The organism is Mucilaginibacter angelicae (genome assembly GCF_042434235.1).
GTDB classification, from domain to species: Bacteria; Bacteroidota; Bacteroidia; order Sphingobacteriales; family Sphingobacteriaceae; genus Mucilaginibacter; species Mucilaginibacter angelicae.
In genome coordinates this window covers 190,173-207,760 of record NZ_JBHLTS010000022.1, presented here as the reverse complement: position 1 = coordinate 207,760, position 17,588 = coordinate 190,173, and the positions used below count along the sequence as shown (strand labels likewise).

15 protein-coding genes are annotated in these 17,588 nt (G+C 43.2%); 11 read left to right on the top strand and 4 right to left on the bottom strand.

Translation table 11 applies throughout. The annotated features are described in order from the left end of the window. Window positions 1-36 precede the first annotated feature (36 nt). Window positions 37-1,206, bottom strand: coding sequence for a tyrosine-type recombinase/integrase (locus ACFFGT_RS13125; RefSeq protein WP_377022994.1), 1,170 nt, complete (start codon window positions 1,204-1,206; stop codon window positions 37-39). A 906-nt stretch (window positions 1,207-2,112) separates the two neighbouring features. Between ACFFGT_RS13125 and ACFFGT_RS13120 the strand changes: the two genes are divergently transcribed. From ACFFGT_RS13120 to ACFFGT_RS13110, 3 genes are read left to right on the top strand one after another with little or no spacing between them, the layout of a single operon-like run. After that, the gene (locus tag ACFFGT_RS13120) at window positions 2,113-2,835 is read left to right on the top strand and encodes a hypothetical protein (protein ID WP_377022993.1); all 723 of its coding nucleotides are present in this window, start codon (window positions 2,113-2,115) and stop codon (window positions 2,833-2,835) included. 37 nt (window positions 2,836-2,872) lie between these two features. Further along, entirely contained in the window at window positions 2,873-3,238 is a 366-nt protein-coding gene (locus ACFFGT_RS13115) for a VOC family protein (protein WP_377022992.1), read from the top strand. A gap of 3 nt (window positions 3,239-3,241) precedes the next feature. Continuing rightward, window positions 3,242-3,970, top strand: a complete 729-nt coding sequence (locus ACFFGT_RS13110; protein ID WP_377022991.1) for a formylglycine-generating enzyme family protein — start codon at window positions 3,242-3,244, stop codon at window positions 3,968-3,970. A 43-nt stretch (window positions 3,971-4,013) separates the two neighbouring features. On the opposite strand, the gene ACFFGT_RS13105 is transcribed toward ACFFGT_RS13110, so the two are convergent. Further along, complete coding sequence (locus ACFFGT_RS13105; RefSeq protein ID WP_377022990.1) at window positions 4,014-4,391, bottom strand: VOC family protein; 378 nt, start codon at window positions 4,389-4,391, stop codon at window positions 4,014-4,016. 64 nt (window positions 4,392-4,455) lie between these two features. Here ACFFGT_RS13105 and ACFFGT_RS13100 point away from each other — a divergent pair, with 64 nt between their 5' ends. Continuing rightward, window positions 4,456-4,548, top strand: a complete 93-nt coding sequence (locus tag ACFFGT_RS13100) for a VOC family protein (RefSeq protein ID WP_377023742.1) — start codon at window positions 4,456-4,458, stop codon at window positions 4,546-4,548. 210 nt (window positions 4,549-4,758) lie between these two features. On the opposite strand, the gene ACFFGT_RS13095 is transcribed toward ACFFGT_RS13100, so the two are convergent. Together ACFFGT_RS13095 and ACFFGT_RS13090 are read right to left on the bottom strand one after the other, a co-directional pair. Further along, complete coding sequence (locus ACFFGT_RS13095) at window positions 4,759-5,451, bottom strand: LytR/AlgR family response regulator transcription factor (RefSeq protein WP_377022989.1); 693 nt, start codon at window positions 5,449-5,451, stop codon at window positions 4,759-4,761. Then, window positions 5,452-6,486, bottom strand: a complete 1,035-nt coding sequence (locus ACFFGT_RS13090; RefSeq protein ID WP_377022988.1) for a sensor histidine kinase — start codon at window positions 6,484-6,486, stop codon at window positions 5,452-5,454. Between the two features lie 187 nt (window positions 6,487-6,673). Here ACFFGT_RS13090 and ACFFGT_RS13085 point away from each other — a divergent pair, with 187 nt between their 5' ends. The 7 genes from ACFFGT_RS13085 to ACFFGT_RS13055 all read left to right on the top strand — a co-directional run bounded on the left by ACFFGT_RS13085 (window position 6,674) and on the right by ACFFGT_RS13055 (window position 17,417). Further along, entirely contained in the window at window positions 6,674-7,990 is a 1,317-nt protein-coding gene (locus ACFFGT_RS13085; RefSeq protein WP_377022987.1) for a serine hydrolase domain-containing protein, read from the top strand. A gap of 284 nt (window positions 7,991-8,274) precedes the next feature. Continuing rightward, complete coding sequence (locus ACFFGT_RS13080; RefSeq protein WP_377022986.1) at window positions 8,275-8,871, top strand: RNA polymerase sigma factor; 597 nt, start codon at window positions 8,275-8,277, stop codon at window positions 8,869-8,871. Window positions 8,872-8,936: 65 nt separating this feature from the next. Beyond that, window positions 8,937-10,070 (top strand): FecR family protein, encoded by a 1,134-nt coding sequence (locus ACFFGT_RS13075; RefSeq protein WP_377022985.1) that lies wholly within the window; start codon window positions 8,937-8,939, stop codon window positions 10,068-10,070. A 285-nt stretch (window positions 10,071-10,355) separates the two neighbouring features. Then, complete coding sequence (locus ACFFGT_RS13070) at window positions 10,356-13,757, top strand: TonB-dependent receptor (protein ID WP_377022984.1); 3,402 nt, start codon at window positions 10,356-10,358, stop codon at window positions 13,755-13,757. An 11-nt stretch (window positions 13,758-13,768) separates the two neighbouring features. Then, the gene (locus tag ACFFGT_RS13065) at window positions 13,769-15,172 is read left to right on the top strand and encodes a RagB/SusD family nutrient uptake outer membrane protein (RefSeq protein ID WP_377022983.1); all 1,404 of its coding nucleotides are present in this window, start codon (window positions 13,769-13,771) and stop codon (window positions 15,170-15,172) included. Between the two features lie 48 nt (window positions 15,173-15,220). Then, window positions 15,221-16,495, top strand: a complete 1,275-nt coding sequence (locus ACFFGT_RS13060; RefSeq protein ID WP_377022982.1) for a ComEC/Rec2 family competence protein — start codon at window positions 15,221-15,223, stop codon at window positions 16,493-16,495. Window position 16,496: 1 nt separating this feature from the next. Next, on the top strand, window positions 16,497-17,417 hold the full coding sequence (locus tag ACFFGT_RS13055) for a glycerophosphodiester phosphodiesterase family protein (protein WP_377022981.1): 921 nt from the start codon (window positions 16,497-16,499) through the stop codon (window positions 17,415-17,417). Window positions 17,418-17,588 lie beyond the last annotated feature (171 nt).

The window sequence follows — 17,588 nt, the reverse complement described above, 5'->3', positions numbered from 1 at the left end:
CAAGCCCATCCCTGCCGGATGGGCTTGTTTGTTTAACTAAAATTCCAGCTGTGGTGCATACTTTGCAAGTTCCTCGCTATTGATTTCGCCTAAGTTCCGTAGATACTTTAAGGTTACAGTGATAGCGGAATGCCCTAACAGTTGTTGTAGTAAATGCACATCTTTAGTCCTTCGGTACAGCTGTACTGCTGCAGTATGCCTGAATGAGTAAATTGTTTGATCCTCGAATATCAAACCTAACTTGTGCATCTTCGCCCAGGCTCGTGACCATTGGGTGTTGAAATAGTACTCATTAAAAGGTGCTTCGTTCAGGCTGAAGATATTATCATGCCTTCCTAAACCGGCAAGTTTACTTCTAAGTTCCACTCGAATATATTCAGGAATATGAACTACTCTGACTCGGCCACCTTTATTTTCCTCACCAGACAGATGCACTTCGCTAAGGTTATTTTTAAAGTTGCCAACTGTTAGCAACCGTACTTCTTCATGAGGTCTTAACCACGCTCCATAAGTTAACAAGCTACAGATATACAGATTTGGGTTATTGGCTTTTAGATAGCTTAAGATTGGCTTTAACTGCTCTTGTTCATAGGCTTTGTGTAGTACCGCTTTGGATTTCTTCTTTTGAGATTTCTGAATAGTTTCTACTGGTTGATCTATTATCCTGCCTGCTGCCGAAAATAACACGCCAAGATCACGCCTTTTATTCATGTAATAGGTGCCCGATGATCGAAACTGATTTAGAAACAAGTCAATCCTTGATGCGGATATGGATGTTATCGGGCCACTCAGTTCTTCCGTTGACATGTGCTTTTTAAACTGTCGGTAGATTGACTTTAAATTACGCTTGTATTTCTTACTTAGGTCAGATTGTAGTTTTGCGCGGATTGCTTTAAACAGAAGTCTTATGCAAGAGTCATGCTTAGGTATTTCGTCATGCTTTGTCTTTTCTCGTGGTTGTGGCTTTTGTTCAAGGGAAGTTTCTACTAATGGGTATGAATTAGCTTCAAGTGCCTTGTGAAATTCAAACCTGAGTTTTTCGAGTAGTTCGTTTCGTTGTTCTAAAGAAGTTGCTTTGTTCGGACTAATACGTAACCCTATCTTTTTCCCATTATATTCTCTAACTCGGTTATTGTGGAAATAGAAAGTTATATAAGCTCTTTGAGTCAAATCGTCGCTTACAACGATTGTAGGTATTGTGAACATACTTGGCGCGTTTTTGGCGCATTAAGTATTACATTATCACGAAATTGGCCTTTAAATGCATCCCTGAGGGGTTTGGCAACAGATTTCTAATCTGTAGGTCTTTGGTTCGAATCCAAATGGGATCACATTTAACGAAAGCCTTTCTAATTGTTTAGAAAGGCTTTTTTGTTGCCTAACCCCCTTATTTTACGTTCTAAATGCAGTTTTTTAATCTGTTAATTGATAAATCTAATTGTTTCTTGTTTGTGTGTTTGGTGAGACTTTCTGTTTCGTATTGGATGTTTTTAGTTAATATTTGGCGCACTTTTTAATTGAGATTATGAATTATGACGCCCACGCACGCTTATAGCAATCAAGTGCAGGGAGGAACGGAATAAATGAAAGGTAGTGCGTAGGCTTGTGTTTATGCCGTAGTTCCTTGCCTCGCTTCAGCAGCTATAAGCGTAACTTTGCTTAATAATTCATTTCTTCCTCTCTTATCCATTTCTAATTTTTTGCAGAATCTTAAAAATACCCTTATAAGAATAACATTTCAATGAAAGTAAGAAAACTTAGAATTGAGTATAGAGGTAAAGAATGAGTTCAATCAGTTTCATTTATAAGGTAGACTTCTCAGGTGACGTTCTAATTTTCTTTATGTTCTTGTAATTACCCTATAAAGGTGAATATTTAAGAAAAGTTAGAATTTAAGATTGAGATTCCATTGTTAGTTTGATTAGCTATTTAAGAATGTGGGAGGGCCAGTAATAAATATCCTGTCAAAATTGTTTTAGCAGGACCCCTGGCACCAATATTCAACGACCCGGCCGGCACCCCAGATTCGGGTGCTTGCCTGTGCTTTATACTGGACGGCCATCGCATTAGTTCTCTATTTTATCCTAAGCAAAATTATCCCTCGTAAAAAACATGAATAGATTTGAAGAACTATACTATGAGGCCAGGACTGACCAGTGGTTTATAAAGTTCGCTGTTTTTTGCCGTATTGCTTTGGCAGCCTCCTTTATTCCAGCAGGCTATATTAAAATCGCCAGTGAAAGATTCGCCGCAGGCCTGCCTTCCAATAACCCTTTGGGACATTACTTCGATGCCTTACATCTTACAGGATATTACTACACCTTTATCGGCATTGTTCAAATCATAACCGCCATATTATTATTGATCCCGCGAACGTCCCTTCTTGGTGCGCTAATGTATTTTCCCATCATCGTTAATATTTGTGTGCTGACTTATGCCACACGCTTTGATGGTACCCGGATTAATACGATGTTGGTATTGGCAAGCTTGTTTTTATTGATTTGGGATTATGACCGTTTAAAACACATTTTACCCTATAAGCAGCCCAAAGCAGAATCTCGTGTGTTAAAAAAGCCCCTGGGTAAACGCCTGCGGGTACTGTTTTTTGGAGGTTGCTTCGCCGTTGTAGTCTTTATCATTATCGGTACTTTCTATTTATATGAGATCGTACCGGGCAACTCTGAAGCTGAGTGCAGGAATCAATGTGCTTCCAGTAAAAATCCTGCGGCTTGCAAAGTTTTCTGCGATTGCATTTATATACAAGGTAAACCCCTTGATAGTTGTTTGGCGACTTTTGATAAGGCGAAAGATATCCGCAAATCCGATGCGAAGTAGCCAAACCCGCTGAAGAAAAAAATATTTAACTTTAATTATGCAATTCATTCCACTGTTCAAAGTGCGCGATATGCGCGCGGCTATTCAGCACTATACCGAAGTGTTGGATTTCGGCATGACCTGGCCGGACGACACGCCGGATTCCCCGGTGGTTGACCTGGGGCATGAGGTGATGGAATTTCAAATTACGACGCACGAGAGTGAGCGGCTGTTCGGTTCGGTCGTTAACGTGTTCGTTGATGATGTGGATAGCTTGTTTGCGAAATACAAAAGCCGGGGGCTGGATACGAATAAACCAGGTTCGCCGGTTCACCAGGGGCCGACGGATCAGACCTGGGGCCGGCGGGAATTTTACGTGACCGACGCAGACGGAAATACGCTGCGCTTTTGCCAATCCATTTGAGTTATGGAAAACTTAGTTATCTTTTCTGGCGAACAGGTATTAGAGCTGGCTTTTGTAGCCAGAACGCCGGTGGGGCACCCTTTTCTTTTTGGCGATGAACAGGCGGTCGGCATCCCGGATTTTTATATTGCTGCAACGCAAGTCACTCAGGCACTTTGGCAATTTATCATGGATGATAACCCGTCTCTATACCGGGGTAATGCGCTCCCGGTAGAACAGGTGTCCTGGTACCAGGCACAAGTGTTTATCGAAAAATTGAATCAGAAATCGGGCCGTGATTTCCGTTTGCCAACCGAAACGGAATGGGAGTATGCAGCGCGCGGGGGGGAACACTGGAAAGATGGTTTCCGCTTTGCCGGCAGCAACGATATGGCCGAATCCGGCTGGTATGAAGCCAATGCCGGGCCGTACACAGACCTGGCGATGATCAGGCAGTTAAAAAACCAGGCCAAACTCACGCAAACGCATCCGGTTGGCCGGAAAAAGCCGAACCAGTTAGGTTTATATGATATGAATGGAAATCTCTGGGAATGGTGCCAGGATTGGTTCGTGCGGGATACCAGCCTTATTCCGAAAGACGGCAGTGCGTATAATGTTCCGGGTGAGGCTAAAGTCCTGCGCGGCGGTTGTCACCATAATTGGGCAGAACATTGTACCAATACCAAGCGCTATGAAATAGGCCCCCAATTCCTTGATGGCTGTATCGGTTTTCGTTTAGCTTTAACGCAATGATCAAGCCTTGTGAATTGCGGCTGCCCGGCGCAGTTCAATTGGTTTAATCGCAAACATGCAGCCAATGCCCGTCGCAGTCTTCGATAATAAACTCCCGGCCGTAAGGACGCTGCATAATTTCCTGCCGGATTTTGGCACCTTTAGCTGTTACTTCCTGATAAAACGCTTCGATCTCAGGTACCCAAATTAAAAAGTCCGGCGTGCCGCAGCGTATATGGTCATTAATATGGAGTTGGCTATCGGCTCCGCCAAAATGTATTTGGTAGCCGTCACGTTCCAGCATGACATAAGCCGTACTGGTTTCAGCCGGGAAAAAGCCGATGAGTTTAAAGCCAAGCACTGCCTGATAATAGGCAGCGGTTTTTACGGCATCATTCACCACAACTTGTGGCGCGATACCGGCGAGCGTTGGTTTTGTCATAATTAAAGATAGCTGTAAGTTAGTATTGACGGAATAAAATATTAAACTGGCCGTGCCAATTTTTATGGTGAGGGATATGGAAACCTCGCTGCAGTATTACTGCGAAGGTTTTGGATTTAAGCTAACCATGGATTTCGCCATTCCTTATGCGGCTTAATTCGCAGATGGGAATACTGGTCTTTACCGAAACATCGATATTGGATATACCTCAGCTAAAAAAACGTTCCTATATCGTTTCCCGGTGCCGTGACTCTCAATTTACCTGGCCACCTTTTTTTAAAGTATGCAGGATAGGAGTACAGACGTTATGCTCCTTTATCGAAGATCCGAATCAAATTGTGGCGCCGGACCGTAATATTAGTTGAAATCAGTGTAAACTCTTCATCAGATTTTCCCTGTAAACTTTACCTACAGGCAATTTTTTGTTAGCCAGGGCAACTTCGTTTCCTTCTAAATATTTGACAGCCTTCAGCGATAATAGGTAGGATTTATGTATCCGGATGAATTTATGTGCAGGCAATTGCTCTTCAAGCTGTGTAAGGGTTTGTTTTGACATGATCCGGTCGCCGCTGTTCAGGTAAATAAAGATATAATTGCCATAGGCTTCTGCGTATTCAATTTCTCCTAAAAATACTTTGGTGAGTTTTTTATCAGATTTGACCATCAGGAAAGAGCCTTCATCTTTTATGACTTCTGATGTTTCACTGGTTTTACTGACTACCTTTTCGGTAGCCTGTACAAAGCGGGGGAAAGAAAATGGTTTTAACAGGTAGTCGGTTACTGATAGCTCAAAACCTTCCAATGCGTATTCGGGATACGCAGAGGTAATGATCACTGCAGGATATTTCTTCAGGGAGCGCAGCATCTCAAACCCGGTGAGCCGCGGCATATTGATATCCAGAATGATCAGGTCAACCTCTTTCTTATTCAGGATCTGCATAGCTTCAAAAGCATCTTCACAGCTGGCAATCAGTGTTAGATAGGGGATCTGTTCAACATAGGTTTTGAGTATGTCGCGGGCAATGGGTTCATCGTCAACAATGATACAATTGATGTTCATTTAGCTTAGATCTATTTCAAGGTTTACGTCGTAATAAGCGTTTTCTTTGGCTATTTTCAGGGTATACTGCTGAGGATAGATCAAATCTAAACGTTGTTTAACATTACCCAGGCCCAGGCCGCCTTTGGATTTATTTTGAACGGGAATATAACCCGGGTCTACCGAATTTTTAATGTTGAACTGCAATTGACTCCCCCTGATATTAAAAGTGATATGCACAAAAGCCTGCCTACCCTTTTCAACGGAAAAATGTTTAAAACTGTTCTCAACAAAAATGATCAGTAATAGCGGCGCAATATACAGATCTGTATAATCGCCGGTGATCTCCAGCTTAATATCAGTCTTGTCGCTCAATCGGATCTTTTCCAATTCCACGTAATTGCTAATGTAATCCAATTCTTTTTGCACCGCCACATAGTTTTGGTTGGTGTCATATAAGGAGTAACGCAGCAATTCAGATAATTTCAGCATCAGGCTGGGTAATTTCTTCGACTCGGCTACAGATAACCCATACAGGTTATTAAGTGTGTTAAACAAAAAATGCGGGTTGAGTTGGGCTTTCAAATGACGCAATTCGTTATCTTTTTGTTCTTTATCGCGGATCAAACGATCTACCCCTATTTTGGCAAGTGAAGCCATCACGGTAAAAGCCACCATAGTGAAGGCAAAGTGCTGGTCCTGCCAATTAGTAACCACATCAGTAATATGAAACATGTTAGCAAAAAGCAGGCCTGTCAGGTTTAACAAATGAGGTAATAACTCAATAAGTAACACCAATTGCACTACATAAATAACGACGCCAATAAGCCATTTACGCCGCTTTAAAAACGGCAGTACTAAAAGGTTTTGGGTGTAACAAGGGATAGCCAGTTCCAGTATTTCCTGTAATACCATACAAACCAGGGTTATACCGCTCATGCGCTGGGGATATTCCTTCAATAGTATGTAAAGGAAGAAAACGATCACCCAGAACACCAACTGGGTGTAAATCTTATAGGGCCAGGTAAATAAGCGTGTCCAGTCGAAAGTTTTCATTTCTCAAAGAAACTATAGCCAGCCCTATTCGCCAAATTTTGGTGATGAACGTATCGATACTGATGATGAACGTTACAAAAGACGGATATCACCGGCTTGTTGATGTTCATCACTGATACGGATGTGGTCATCACTCTTATTTTTTTAGGTTTTACAGCCGGGATATTTTTGGGTAAATCAAAAAAATATGAAAACGCTCATCATCTCCTTTAGCGCTTTATTTATACTGATCAGTTCAGCTTTTGCGCAAACCGATACCGTTCAGGCTAACTTATTAAAGGACATTCCGGCATGGATGGCCGAATACCAGGTACCCTGTGTCGGCGTAGGCGTCATCGAAAATGGTAAGATAAAATGGGCCAAAAACTTTGGCGACTTGCAAGCAGGGTATCCGGCGCCAAAAAATACCTTGTTCAATATTGCTTCGCAAACCAAGCCAGTAACCGCAATGCTTACCCTAAAACTGGTTGAAATGGGCAAATGGGATTTGGACGAGCCGCTGGCGCATTACTGGGTCGATCCGGATATTGCAGGTGATCCTTATTTAATGAAGCTGACCACACGCTTTGTATTGAGCCACCAGACCGGTTTTCCTAACTGGCGCTCGGATAATGGCGGCACGAAACTGCGTTTCAGGTTTGAACCGGGTACTGCCTCAGGGTATTCAGGCGAGGGCTTTGAGTATTTGCGCCGGGCGCTGGAAGCAAAGTTTCATCAATCTCTTGCGATGCTGATGGATTCGTTGCTGTTCAAACCTTTGGGAATGAAGGATACCTATTACTGGAGCGAAAACCTGGATACCACACGTTTTGCCATGTGGCATGACGGGCAGGGCAAGCGCTATGCCACTTCTATCCAAACCCCGGTAAACGCTGCCGATGACCTGATAACCAGCATTGCCGATTATTGTACCCTGGGGATCTATGCCATGAAGTTGGCTAACGAAGGCAGTCCGCTCTATGCCGAAATGATTAAACCGCAAAGAAGGACCAAACCCGGCAATGCTTCCGGTCTGGGCTGGGGTTTGGTGGATGGCCTTCCTGGTGGTGAATATGCCTTACAACATGGTGGCTCGGATATCGGCGTGCGTACAATGGCGGTTTTCCTGCCCGGATCAAAAAGTGGTGTGGTAGTGATGACTAACGCTGATAATGGCGAATTCATCTGCGACCGCATTATCAAACGTGCGCTTCCTTATGGGGAACAGGTGCTGGCTACGATGAACAAATCGGCAACCAGCCACGAAAGGATCGTGATAGCCGGCCAGCTGATCGAAAGCTATGTTGGCACTTACGAACAAAGCAATGGCAAACTGGTAAAGGTGGAGGCAGCCGGCAATGCGTTAAAAGTATCCGGCGACGGTGTGCCCACAGTGGTTGTATTACCTGAATCAGCCAATAAATTCTTTATGGAAGGTTACGACGTGCAGTTGCAGTTTCCGGATATTAATTCCATGATCGTATTCGAAGGTGGCAAACAGGTGTTAAAGGTTAACCGCAAATAACATGAAAAAGTACCTGATCATGATTCTGTAGGTTTAGGTTCGAATCCGAATTGGATCACATCTTGTATAGCCTCTTAGAGTTATCTAAGGGGCCTTTTTGTTGCGTTTATTGCCTTTTATTTATCTTTGTAAAGAAAGGAATTCTTTGGCTCAACGATTTTCCCAAGCCGTAAACCTAAACTTCGGCATTAAAGCAATACCTTCAATGTTAGTATTGTAAATTACTTAACAATAAAGTAATAATACAAAGCGTACTTTGCCAAAGCATATAAGTAGTATTCAAAATGCCATCAGTACAATCACTATCCGACTTTGAATTGCAGCAATTACTTGCCTGCGGAGATGAAGCCGCTTATAATGAATTGTATAGCCGTTATGCTGTTCAAATAAACAGGTTTATGCAAAAGTACCTGCATGCCTCGGTTTTGAGCGAGGATGCGACTCACGATGTTTTTATTAAAATATGGAGTAAGCGTGAGCAGCTCAAAAAGGTACAATCGTTTAAAGCCTACCTGTTCACCGTTGCCCGAAACCAGGCGCTTGATCATTTAAAAACTGCCTTTCGTACAGAAAGCGCTATCAACCAGATTTCGGGTGTCATTACCGAATATCGTAATACGGTAGAAGAGGACCGTCTCACCAAAGAATACCTGTTATTTATAGAAAATGTGTTGACCACTTTGCCTCAGCGTTCGAGGGAAATTTTTGCACTTTGCCGCGAGCAGGGCAAAACCTATGATGAAGCTGCCAAAGAGTTAGGCATTTCACGTAACGCTATCAAGAATCACATGGTGCTTACCATGAAGGTTTTAAGTTCAAAAGTTGAAACTGAGCTTGGTATTTCGCTCAGTGTTTTGCTCGCCGTTGTTTTCAAACATTAAAAAAATCATTTTCCTGCTACCCTGTTTGAGGCTTTTAAAGTCTTGGTATTAAAAGCCAAGATTAAATGGAAGAAGCGTACTACAGGCAGCTGGTAAAAAGGTATCTCGACAAGCAGGTTAGCGACGACGAATTAGAAGTATTTGCGCATTTGCTTAATGAAGGAAAGTTGGACAAATACCTGGCCGAAGCCATGAGTAACGACGACTTTGTATCTGACACATCATCTGCGGATAACAAGGCCCTTCCGCCCACTATCCTGAAAAAAAGATACTGGCTAAACTACGCTGCTGCGGCAAGTATTTTATTATGTCTTTCTGTTGGCTTTTATTTCTACCGTCGGCCCCAAAAGCAATATTTAGTAAAGAACAATATTATAAAAAATGATTTCCTGCCGGGTAGCAACAAAGCGGTGCTTACGCTGGCCAATGGTTCAAAGCTAAGTTTAACAGGCGGTAACAAAGGTTTACTGGCCCGTCAGGGAATAACCGCAATTAATAAAAAAGAAGAGGGTAGGGTTGAATACCGTCCCGGCACAGAAGCCCTGGCAGCCAATCAAGCTGCTGCTACTTTGTACAATACAGTTAGCACACCCAAAGGTGGTCAGTACCAGGTTGTATTGCCTGATGGCACCAGGGTATGGCTTAATACAGCCTCCTCGATCCGTTTTCCTACGACTTTTACCGGTAATGACAGGCAGGTGGAGATTAGTGGTGAGGTTTATTTCGAAGTAGCCAAAAACAAGAACAAACCATTTATTGTCACCAGCGGAAACCAAAAAGTAACCGTGTTGGGTACCCATTTTGATATCAACGCCTACCAGGATGAAGGCGCTGTGAAAACAACCCTGCTTGAGGGAAGTGTAAAAGTAAGTAACGGAAATAATATTGTTTTACTTAAACCGGGAGAACAATCACAACTCAGTACTGAAAATAAACTGACCGTCAGCGATGACATTGATATGGATGAAGTGGTGGCCTGGAAAAATGGCTTTTTCCAGTTTAACAAGGCTGATATTCAAACTATCATGAACCAGATCTCGCGCTGGTATGACGTAGAAGTTAAATATGAAGGGCAGGTACAGCCGGGGCACTATTATGGTAAAATTTCCAGGAATGTCAATGCTTCGAAGGTATTGAAGGTACTGGAGCTAAGTGGAATGCACTTTACAATTGAAGGGGGAAAGATTATAGTTAAATAGAAATATAACAAACGGAAAAATGTCCCGGCAAGGCCGGTGCTTTTAAAGTTTGCCCATAAAAAAGCCGGAACGTGTTCGAGCACAATCCGGCAAAGATCGGGGCAGGCTTATTCAAATAATTTGCCAACTAAATCAACAAGTAACCCTAACCATTACAAAGGTATGCAATTTTATACTTTTTGCGGCCGGCCTGTGCATTATCAGCCGGTGCAAACAATGCCCGCAGGTGCAATACCTGTAAAATACAATCCGGGCATGTCCCGGATGCAATCAATGCTCATTCGCATGAAACTGATTACTCTATTGATGCTTGCCGCCTGTTTGCAGATCAGCGCTGCCGGCTATAGTCAAAACATCAGCCTCTCTCAAAAGCAGGTTAGCCTGGAAAGTGTTTTTAAAAACATTGAAAAACAAACCAATTACAATTTCTTTTATAAGCTTGAACTGCTTAGCACCCTCAACAAGGTCAGCATCGATGTTAAAAACGTGCCGTTAACCGATGTGCTTGACATGGTTTTAAAGAACCAGCCGGTAACTTATAAAATAATTGACAACATTATTGTTATTAATGCCTTAAACGCTGGTACAGCCCAAAGCCTTAAGCCGATAACTGTAACCGGTACGGTGAAAGATAGTAAAGGTGCTGCATTGCCCGGTGTTACGATAACGATTAAAGATGGTAAATCATCGGCAGTTACAGACGGAAACGGTTTCTTTAAGATTGTAGTTGAAGAACAAGCCGTATTACAAATTACTTCCGTTGGCTATAAAAAACAGGAAATACCTGTTAATGGCCGTACAGTGCTGGCTATCACACTTGATGACGATGTTAGTCAATTAAACCAGGTAGTAGTTATTGGCTATGGCAAGCAATCGCGCGAAAAGATCACCGACGCGATAACCACTGTAAAAGGAACCGAGTTAAATAGATACCCGGGGGCCAGTTTTGCCCAGCAGCTTGCAGGTAAGGCTGCCGGCGTAGTCATCAATGATGCTTCGGCTCAACCCGGAACCGATCCGCAGATCGTGATCAGGGGCATCGGTACTTTAACAGCGGGCCGGGCGCCACTTATTGTAGTAGATGGTTTCCCGCTGTCAGAAGGTAGCAGCTTTAATTCGATCAATCCGCAGGATTTAGAAACATTGGATATATTGAAGGATCCGGCTTCGGCTGCAATCTATGGCTCAAGGGCTGCAAATGGTGTTATCCTTATCACCACTAAGAAAGGCAGCGGCGATAAAGTAAAAGTTTCACTGGATATATATTCGGGTTTCCAGGAAAGGCATGATAACTTAAAATACGTCGATGCATACCAGGCCGCCACTTATTTTACTGAAGCGCGCGATTGGGGATATGTATCAAAAGATCCGAATAACAGAAGTATCAACGATGACCGCGCCACCAGGGTTGCAAAGGGGGCATCATTAAGGGAACTGCGCTTAAATTACCTGCAATCTTATCTTGACGGTAAGCAGGGGCTCACCAATACCAACTGGCTCAATGAGGTATTTCGCAAAGCGCCAATGAGCAGTTATAACTTGTCGGTTTCCGGTTCATCAGGCAAAACCAATTATTATATCTCTTCCAATTATTTTAAGCAGGATGGTATTGTGATTAATAATGGCCTGGAGCGATATAGCGGTACTATTAAAGTAGAATCCAAAATATCCAAAATGTTTACGTACGGTGTTTCTGTAAACCCATCGTTCAACAAGGAAAAATACTTTAACAATAACGCTAATAACTCTAATGACGTAGTGAGTGACGTTACCATCAGTTATCCTTTTTTTCCTGCTTATAACGCAGATGGCTCTGTTGCGATAAGCCAGCAGATAAAAGGTAATACACCCGAAGACGGCGCATTGGGCGAAAGCCCCATTGCCCTGGCTACCAGGATCAAAAATAACCTGAACGATACCCGCTTGTTTGGTAATACTTACCTGGTTTTTGAACCCATAACCGGGCTGAAATTTAAAACAGTACTGGGTACAGATATCAGGAGCAATTTTTATGATTATTACAGGCCATCAGATGTGGGCGGATACCGTGCTGCAGCGCCGCAACCGGCTTCTGCTATTGAAACTAACGGGCATATCTACAACTACATCACCGAAAATACGGTTGATTATTCTAAAAGCATCGGTCACCATGACTTTGATATTTTGGCAGGCTATACCTTCCAGTCCGAAAACGGTGCAAATACTATTGTAACTGGCTCTGGAATACCTGACGATAATATCACAAACATTGCGGGTGCCAGTGCATTCAGTGTGGCATCCGCACGTTACCAGTGGACGCAAATCTCCTACCTGGCCCGTTTGCAATACGCTTATGCAGATAAATACTTGTTATCCGCAACTATCAGGCGGGATGGTTCATCACGGTTTGGCGACAACAATAAGTGGGGTAACTTTCCGTCGGTAACTGCAGGTTATATCCTGAGTAAAGAATCTTTTTTCCCGGAAAACAAAGTCCTGACCTTTGCCAAGATCCGGGCAAGCTGGGGATCGGCAGGGAATAACCAGATAGGCTCATACAGTTCCAAAGCCCTGATCGGTTCAGCATCTGCAAACGGTGCAAATGATTATAACTACAATTATGTTTTTGGCAGTACGCTTAGTCCGGGTTTCGCGGCAACCACTACTGCTAATAACAACCTTACCTGGGAAACCAAAAACTCAACCGATATTGGTATCGACCTGGCCTTTTTTCAAAAATTTAACCTCGTTGCCGATTATTACAAAAGCACTACCAAAAACCTGTTGCTGAATGTACCCATTCCCGAGCAATCAGGTTTTACCAACTCTATTCAAAATATCGGAAAAGTGGCCAACCATGGTTTCGAGTTTGAGCTTTCGGGCAATAATCTGAATGCGGGGCCATTTAGGATAGGCTTTAATGCGAACCTGGCTACGAATGTGAATAAGGTATTGGCCTTAGCCCCCGGGCAAACTCAAATAATACAAGGGCCGGCAAGTAACTTTATTACCAAAGTAGGTGGCCCGGTTGCTGCTATGTACGGTTATAACATTACAGGTATTTATAAAACGCAGGACGAGATCAATAGCAGCCCGCATTTGGCTGGTACATTGACAGGTGACTACAAAGTAGCGGATACCAATCATGATGGTGTGATTGACAGTCGCGATCAGGTTTCTTACGGCACATATAGTCCAAAGTTTACATACGGTTTCGGTGTCAATATAGCTTACAAGCGTTTTGAACTTAATATGGCTTTTAATGGTGTTTATGGCCGCAAAATATATGATTACGGTTTGGCTACGCTTGATGATTCGGGTGAAGGTTTTTCTATGCCGAGCGTTTATTATTTTGAAAACAGGTATCATCCTGTTGATAATCCAAACGGAACCTATGCGCAGCCCAATCTTGGTAATTTATCGTCGGCCAGGAGGCTTACCCGTGCTGCCAGTATCTTTTACTACAAAGGCGACTACCTGCGATTAAGGAACGCGCAACTGGCTTATAATCTACCGGAGACTTTAACTTCAAAGGTCAGGATAAGCCATATCCGCTTATACTGTTCGGCCAATAACCTGTTTACCTGGACAAAGTTCAGGGGCTACAATCCTGACGCTACCAGCGGCAATGTGCTTACGGATGGTTTGTCGAACGCAAATTACCCGGTTGCCAGGTCATTCATTTTTGGTGCTAATGTTACATTTTAATTGTTACAGACATGAAAATTAAATACATCATCATAGCGGCAGTGCTGACGGTAACTGCCTCATCATGTAAAAAGGAGCTTTATCAAAATCCCGTTACCTCTAAAGACCTCGGAAAATTCATGACCAACCAGGCCGAAACCGAAGAGTATGTAACCGCTGTTTACGGAACCTTGCAGTCAACTGGTCTTTACGGATTGTACCTGCCTGCATTCGCTGAAATTCCTTCCGACAATACTTTTGACCAGGTGCCATCTAATGACAATGGTAATTACGGACAGCTTGATCAGTTTACAACCATACCTTCAAACGATATCATAGAAACCACCTGGCGCGACGCTTATCAGGGCATACAAAAAGCTAACGTGGTATTAAACCGGATAGATAAGATCACCTATACCGATCCGGCGATAAAGCAGGCCCGTAAAGGTGAAATGTTATTCATCAGGGCATTGCTGTATTTTAATATCGTGAGATTATATGGCGATGTGCCTTTGGTAACTACCGAAACTACCGACCCTAACCAGTACTTTGGCTTAGGCCGTCAGCCGGCAGCCAAAGTTTATGATCAGATCAAGGCTGATTTAACGGCCGCTATCCCTTTATTACCGGAAGTAGCAGGGCAACCTGGAAGGGTGATCAAAACCGCTGCAGAAAGCCTGCTGGGCAAGGTTTACCTGACATTAAAGGATTATGCTAATGCCGAAACACAATTGCTGGTAGTTGTTAACTCTGGCAAACATGCATTGCTCACCCGCCCGCAGGATGTTTTCGCTGTAAGCAACGAAAACAATAAAGAGATCATTTTTGCCGTGCAATTTACATCGGGCCTGAACGGTAATTCGGAAGGAAGCATCATGTTTCAGCAATTTAGCCCTTCTGCCACCGTTACCGGTGCTAAAGGTCATAACCTGCCAACATTAAGCCTGTACAATTTGTACACTGCCGGAGACCTCCGTAAAGGTGTATACGTTGCATTGGCTCCAACCGGTGCGCCTTTTGATAATAAGCTTACTGCGCCAAACACGATCATTACCGATGGGCCAAGCGATTTTGTGGTTTTGCGCTATGCTGATGTGGTGCTTATGATGGCCGAAGTTGAAAATGAGTTAGGAAACACTACTTCGGCGGTTGCTTACCTGAACAGTATCCGCAACCGTGCCGGTTTGGCAAATACCGTGGCCGTTAATCAAGCCGATCTTCGCGATGCCATTGCACTGGAACGCAGGCTGGAGCTTATCGGAGAGGGGCATCGCTGGTTCGATTTACTTCGTACCGGTACAGCTGTCACTGTGATGAACAAATGGTTTAAGGATAATAATATCCTGATCACTATCGATCAGCATAACCTGCTGATGCCGGTTCCTCAATCGCAGATCAATACGGATCCGGCTATCAAACAAAATTCTGGATATTAAACTAACAGTGGGTTATCTTAAGGGGTAACCCGCTTTATAAAAAGCCATATGAAGAATTTAGTTTTAGTACTTCTTTCTGTGTTTTTTATGATCAGAGGGGATGGTCAGGAAAAAAAAATAAACGAGCATTTGTCCGCCTGGCAGGAAGGACAAATGGATATTCACTTCATCAATACCGGCCGTGGAAATTCAAGTTTCCTGATTTTTCCGGATGGTACAACCATGCTCATTGATGCAGGCGACATGAACGCTGATGAATTTGAAAGCTCAAATGCTCCGTTGAAAATTCCACCTGCATTACCGGATAGTTCATTAAGACCGGGGCAATGGATTGCCGCTTATATAAAACAGGTAATGCCCGGGGGGAGGCAAGCTGGTATCGATTATGCATTAATTACGCATTTTCATGGAGATCATTATGGCAATATTGAAAATAATAGCCCGATAGCGGCTAATGGGGCTTACCGGTTATCCGGTTTGACCGATGTAGGCGATATTATCCCTATTAAAAATATGCTGGACAGAGGCCATACCTATCCGGTTGATCTTTTAACCTATTATCGCAATAACGCCACTTTCAATAACTACCTGGCCTTTGTGAAATATCAATCATCTCATAACGGGATGAGGTATGCGGCATTAAAGGCAGGAAGCGCAAACCAGGTTGTATTGTTGGCCCGCCCGGAATTTTATCCTGGCTTTGAAGTACGGAATATCAAATCGAACGCCGAAATCTGGTCGGGAAAAGGAGAGGGAACAAACACTTGTTTTACAACAGGGCAATTATTGGAAAACGGCAAGTTTAATGAAAACCCGCTCAGCAATGCCTTAAAAATAAGTTACGGCCCTTTTACCTACTATGCAGGCGGCGACAATACCGGGTATGAAGGCAGTAATTATCCTGGGCGGAGAGATGTTGAAACGCCTATGGCAAAAGTAATTGGCCGGGTAGATGCCCTTACGCTAAACCATCACGGTAACCGCGATGCCACGAACAATGCATTTTTAAAAGCGCTTGCCCCAAAAGTTGCTGTTGAACAAAGCTGGTGTTCGGATCAGCCGGGACAGGAGGTGGCGTTTCGTTTGCTGGAAAAAACAGGTCGGGAAGATAACACAGATGTATTTGACACCTATATGCAGCCCGACACCAAAACCTACCTTGGCTTTTGGATTGCCAAAGGATTTAAAAGCTTTGAAGGGCATGTGCTCATCCGCGTTTTAGAAGGGGGAAAAACATATTCTGTATTTATCCTGGATGATAAAAGTCCTGTAATTAAAGTAAAACAAGTATTTGGCCCTTATTTAACACATCAAAAAACATAACATGTATTTAAAAAATATAAAAGCCGTCGCGGCTATCGTTCCGGCACTATTAATGTATTATACAAATGGCTACGCACAGACTACGAGGGCGGATAGCTTGGTGAAACAATTACATCAACCGCTTGATAAGCATATCATGGTGGCCGCCCATCGTGGCGATTGGCGCGATGCCCCGGAAAATTCCTTGTTGGCATTTAAATATGCCATGGCCATAGGAGTAGATATTATTGAACTGGATTTGAACAAAACAAAAGATGGGGTAGTGGTTATCATGCATGATCAAACCATCGACCGTACAACAGACGGAAAAGGAAGTCCGGGTGATTATACTTTAGCCGAATTAAAGAAATTTCACCTGAAAAATGGATTGAACAGGGTTACCGTAAATACCATACCGACACTTCAGGAAGTAATGGAGTTGATTAAAGGGGAAATTTTAGTAAACCTTGATAAAAGCTATCCATACTACAATGAGGCTTACAAGGTTTTGAAAGCTACAGGTACTTTAAATCAGGCTATTTTTAAAACAACGGAAGCTTATGAAACGGTAAGGAAGCAATATCCTGCAATTATTGATAGCGTCACATTTATGGCTGTAATCGATCTGGATAAGCCGGGTGCGAAACAATCAATCGAAAATTACCAGCGTCATATTAAACCGGTGGCTTTTGAACTAAATTTTGGGACAGATACCTCTGGTGTCCTTAAAAATAACCAATTCATTAACCATAATGAGGCACGAATCTGGATCAATTCATTATGGGCGAGCCTTAATGCAGGGCATGATGATGACACCGCGGTTGATCTCGGTAATACCCAAGATAGCTGGGGTTGGATCATCGCACACGGGGCCACTATTATACAAACTGACAGGCCCCGGGAATTGCTGGAATATTTACGAAAACGAAACCTGCATTTTTAAAAGTAATTTGAGAAAAGATTCCTTGTTTCTTTTATCATCAGTGGATCTTCAGGCATCTTTGTCCATGCTGTTCCGTGCTATTCCGGAACGGCATGGTCAATGACTCTCGAATGTCCAATTATAGTGGAAGTTCTGAGGCCACGGATCACTCTATTCTGGAAATTGCATCAG

Coding starts and splice junctions, on each gene's coding strand:
- ACFFGT_RS13075 (WP_377022985.1), top strand. CDS start 8,937: ATGGAAGAAGCGTACTACAGGCAGCTGGTAAAAAGGTATCTCGACAAG.
- ACFFGT_RS13055 (WP_377022981.1), top strand. CDS start 16,497: ATGTATTTAAAAAATATAAAAGCCGTCGCGGCTATCGTTCCGGCACTA.
- ACFFGT_RS13100 (WP_377023742.1), top strand. CDS start 4,456: ATGGTGAGGGATATGGAAACCTCGCTGCAGTATTACTGCGAAGGTTTT.
- ACFFGT_RS13080 (WP_377022986.1), top strand. CDS start 8,275: ATGCCATCAGTACAATCACTATCCGACTTTGAATTGCAGCAATTACTT.
- ACFFGT_RS13060 (WP_377022982.1), top strand. CDS start 15,221: ATGAAGAATTTAGTTTTAGTACTTCTTTCTGTGTTTTTTATGATCAGA.
- ACFFGT_RS13090 (WP_377022988.1), bottom strand. CDS start 6,486: ATGAAAACTTTCGACTGGACACGCTTATTTACCTGGCCCTATAAGATT.
- ACFFGT_RS13070 (WP_377022984.1), top strand. CDS start 10,356: ATGAAACTGATTACTCTATTGATGCTTGCCGCCTGTTTGCAGATCAGC.
- ACFFGT_RS13065 (WP_377022983.1), top strand. CDS start 13,769: ATGAAAATTAAATACATCATCATAGCGGCAGTGCTGACGGTAACTGCC.
- ACFFGT_RS13115 (WP_377022992.1), top strand. CDS start 2,873: ATGCAATTCATTCCACTGTTCAAAGTGCGCGATATGCGCGCGGCTATT.
- ACFFGT_RS13125 (WP_377022994.1), bottom strand. CDS start 1,206: ATGTTCACAATACCTACAATCGTTGTAAGCGACGATTTGACTCAAAGA.
- ACFFGT_RS13095 (WP_377022989.1), bottom strand. CDS start 5,451: ATGAACATCAATTGTATCATTGTTGACGATGAACCCATTGCCCGCGAC.
- ACFFGT_RS13110 (WP_377022991.1), top strand. CDS start 3,242: ATGGAAAACTTAGTTATCTTTTCTGGCGAACAGGTATTAGAGCTGGCT.
- ACFFGT_RS13120 (WP_377022993.1), top strand. CDS start 2,113: ATGAATAGATTTGAAGAACTATACTATGAGGCCAGGACTGACCAGTGG.
- ACFFGT_RS13105 (WP_377022990.1), bottom strand. CDS start 4,391: ATGACAAAACCAACGCTCGCCGGTATCGCGCCACAAGTTGTGGTGAAT.
- ACFFGT_RS13085 (WP_377022987.1), top strand. CDS start 6,674: ATGAAAACGCTCATCATCTCCTTTAGCGCTTTATTTATACTGATCAGT.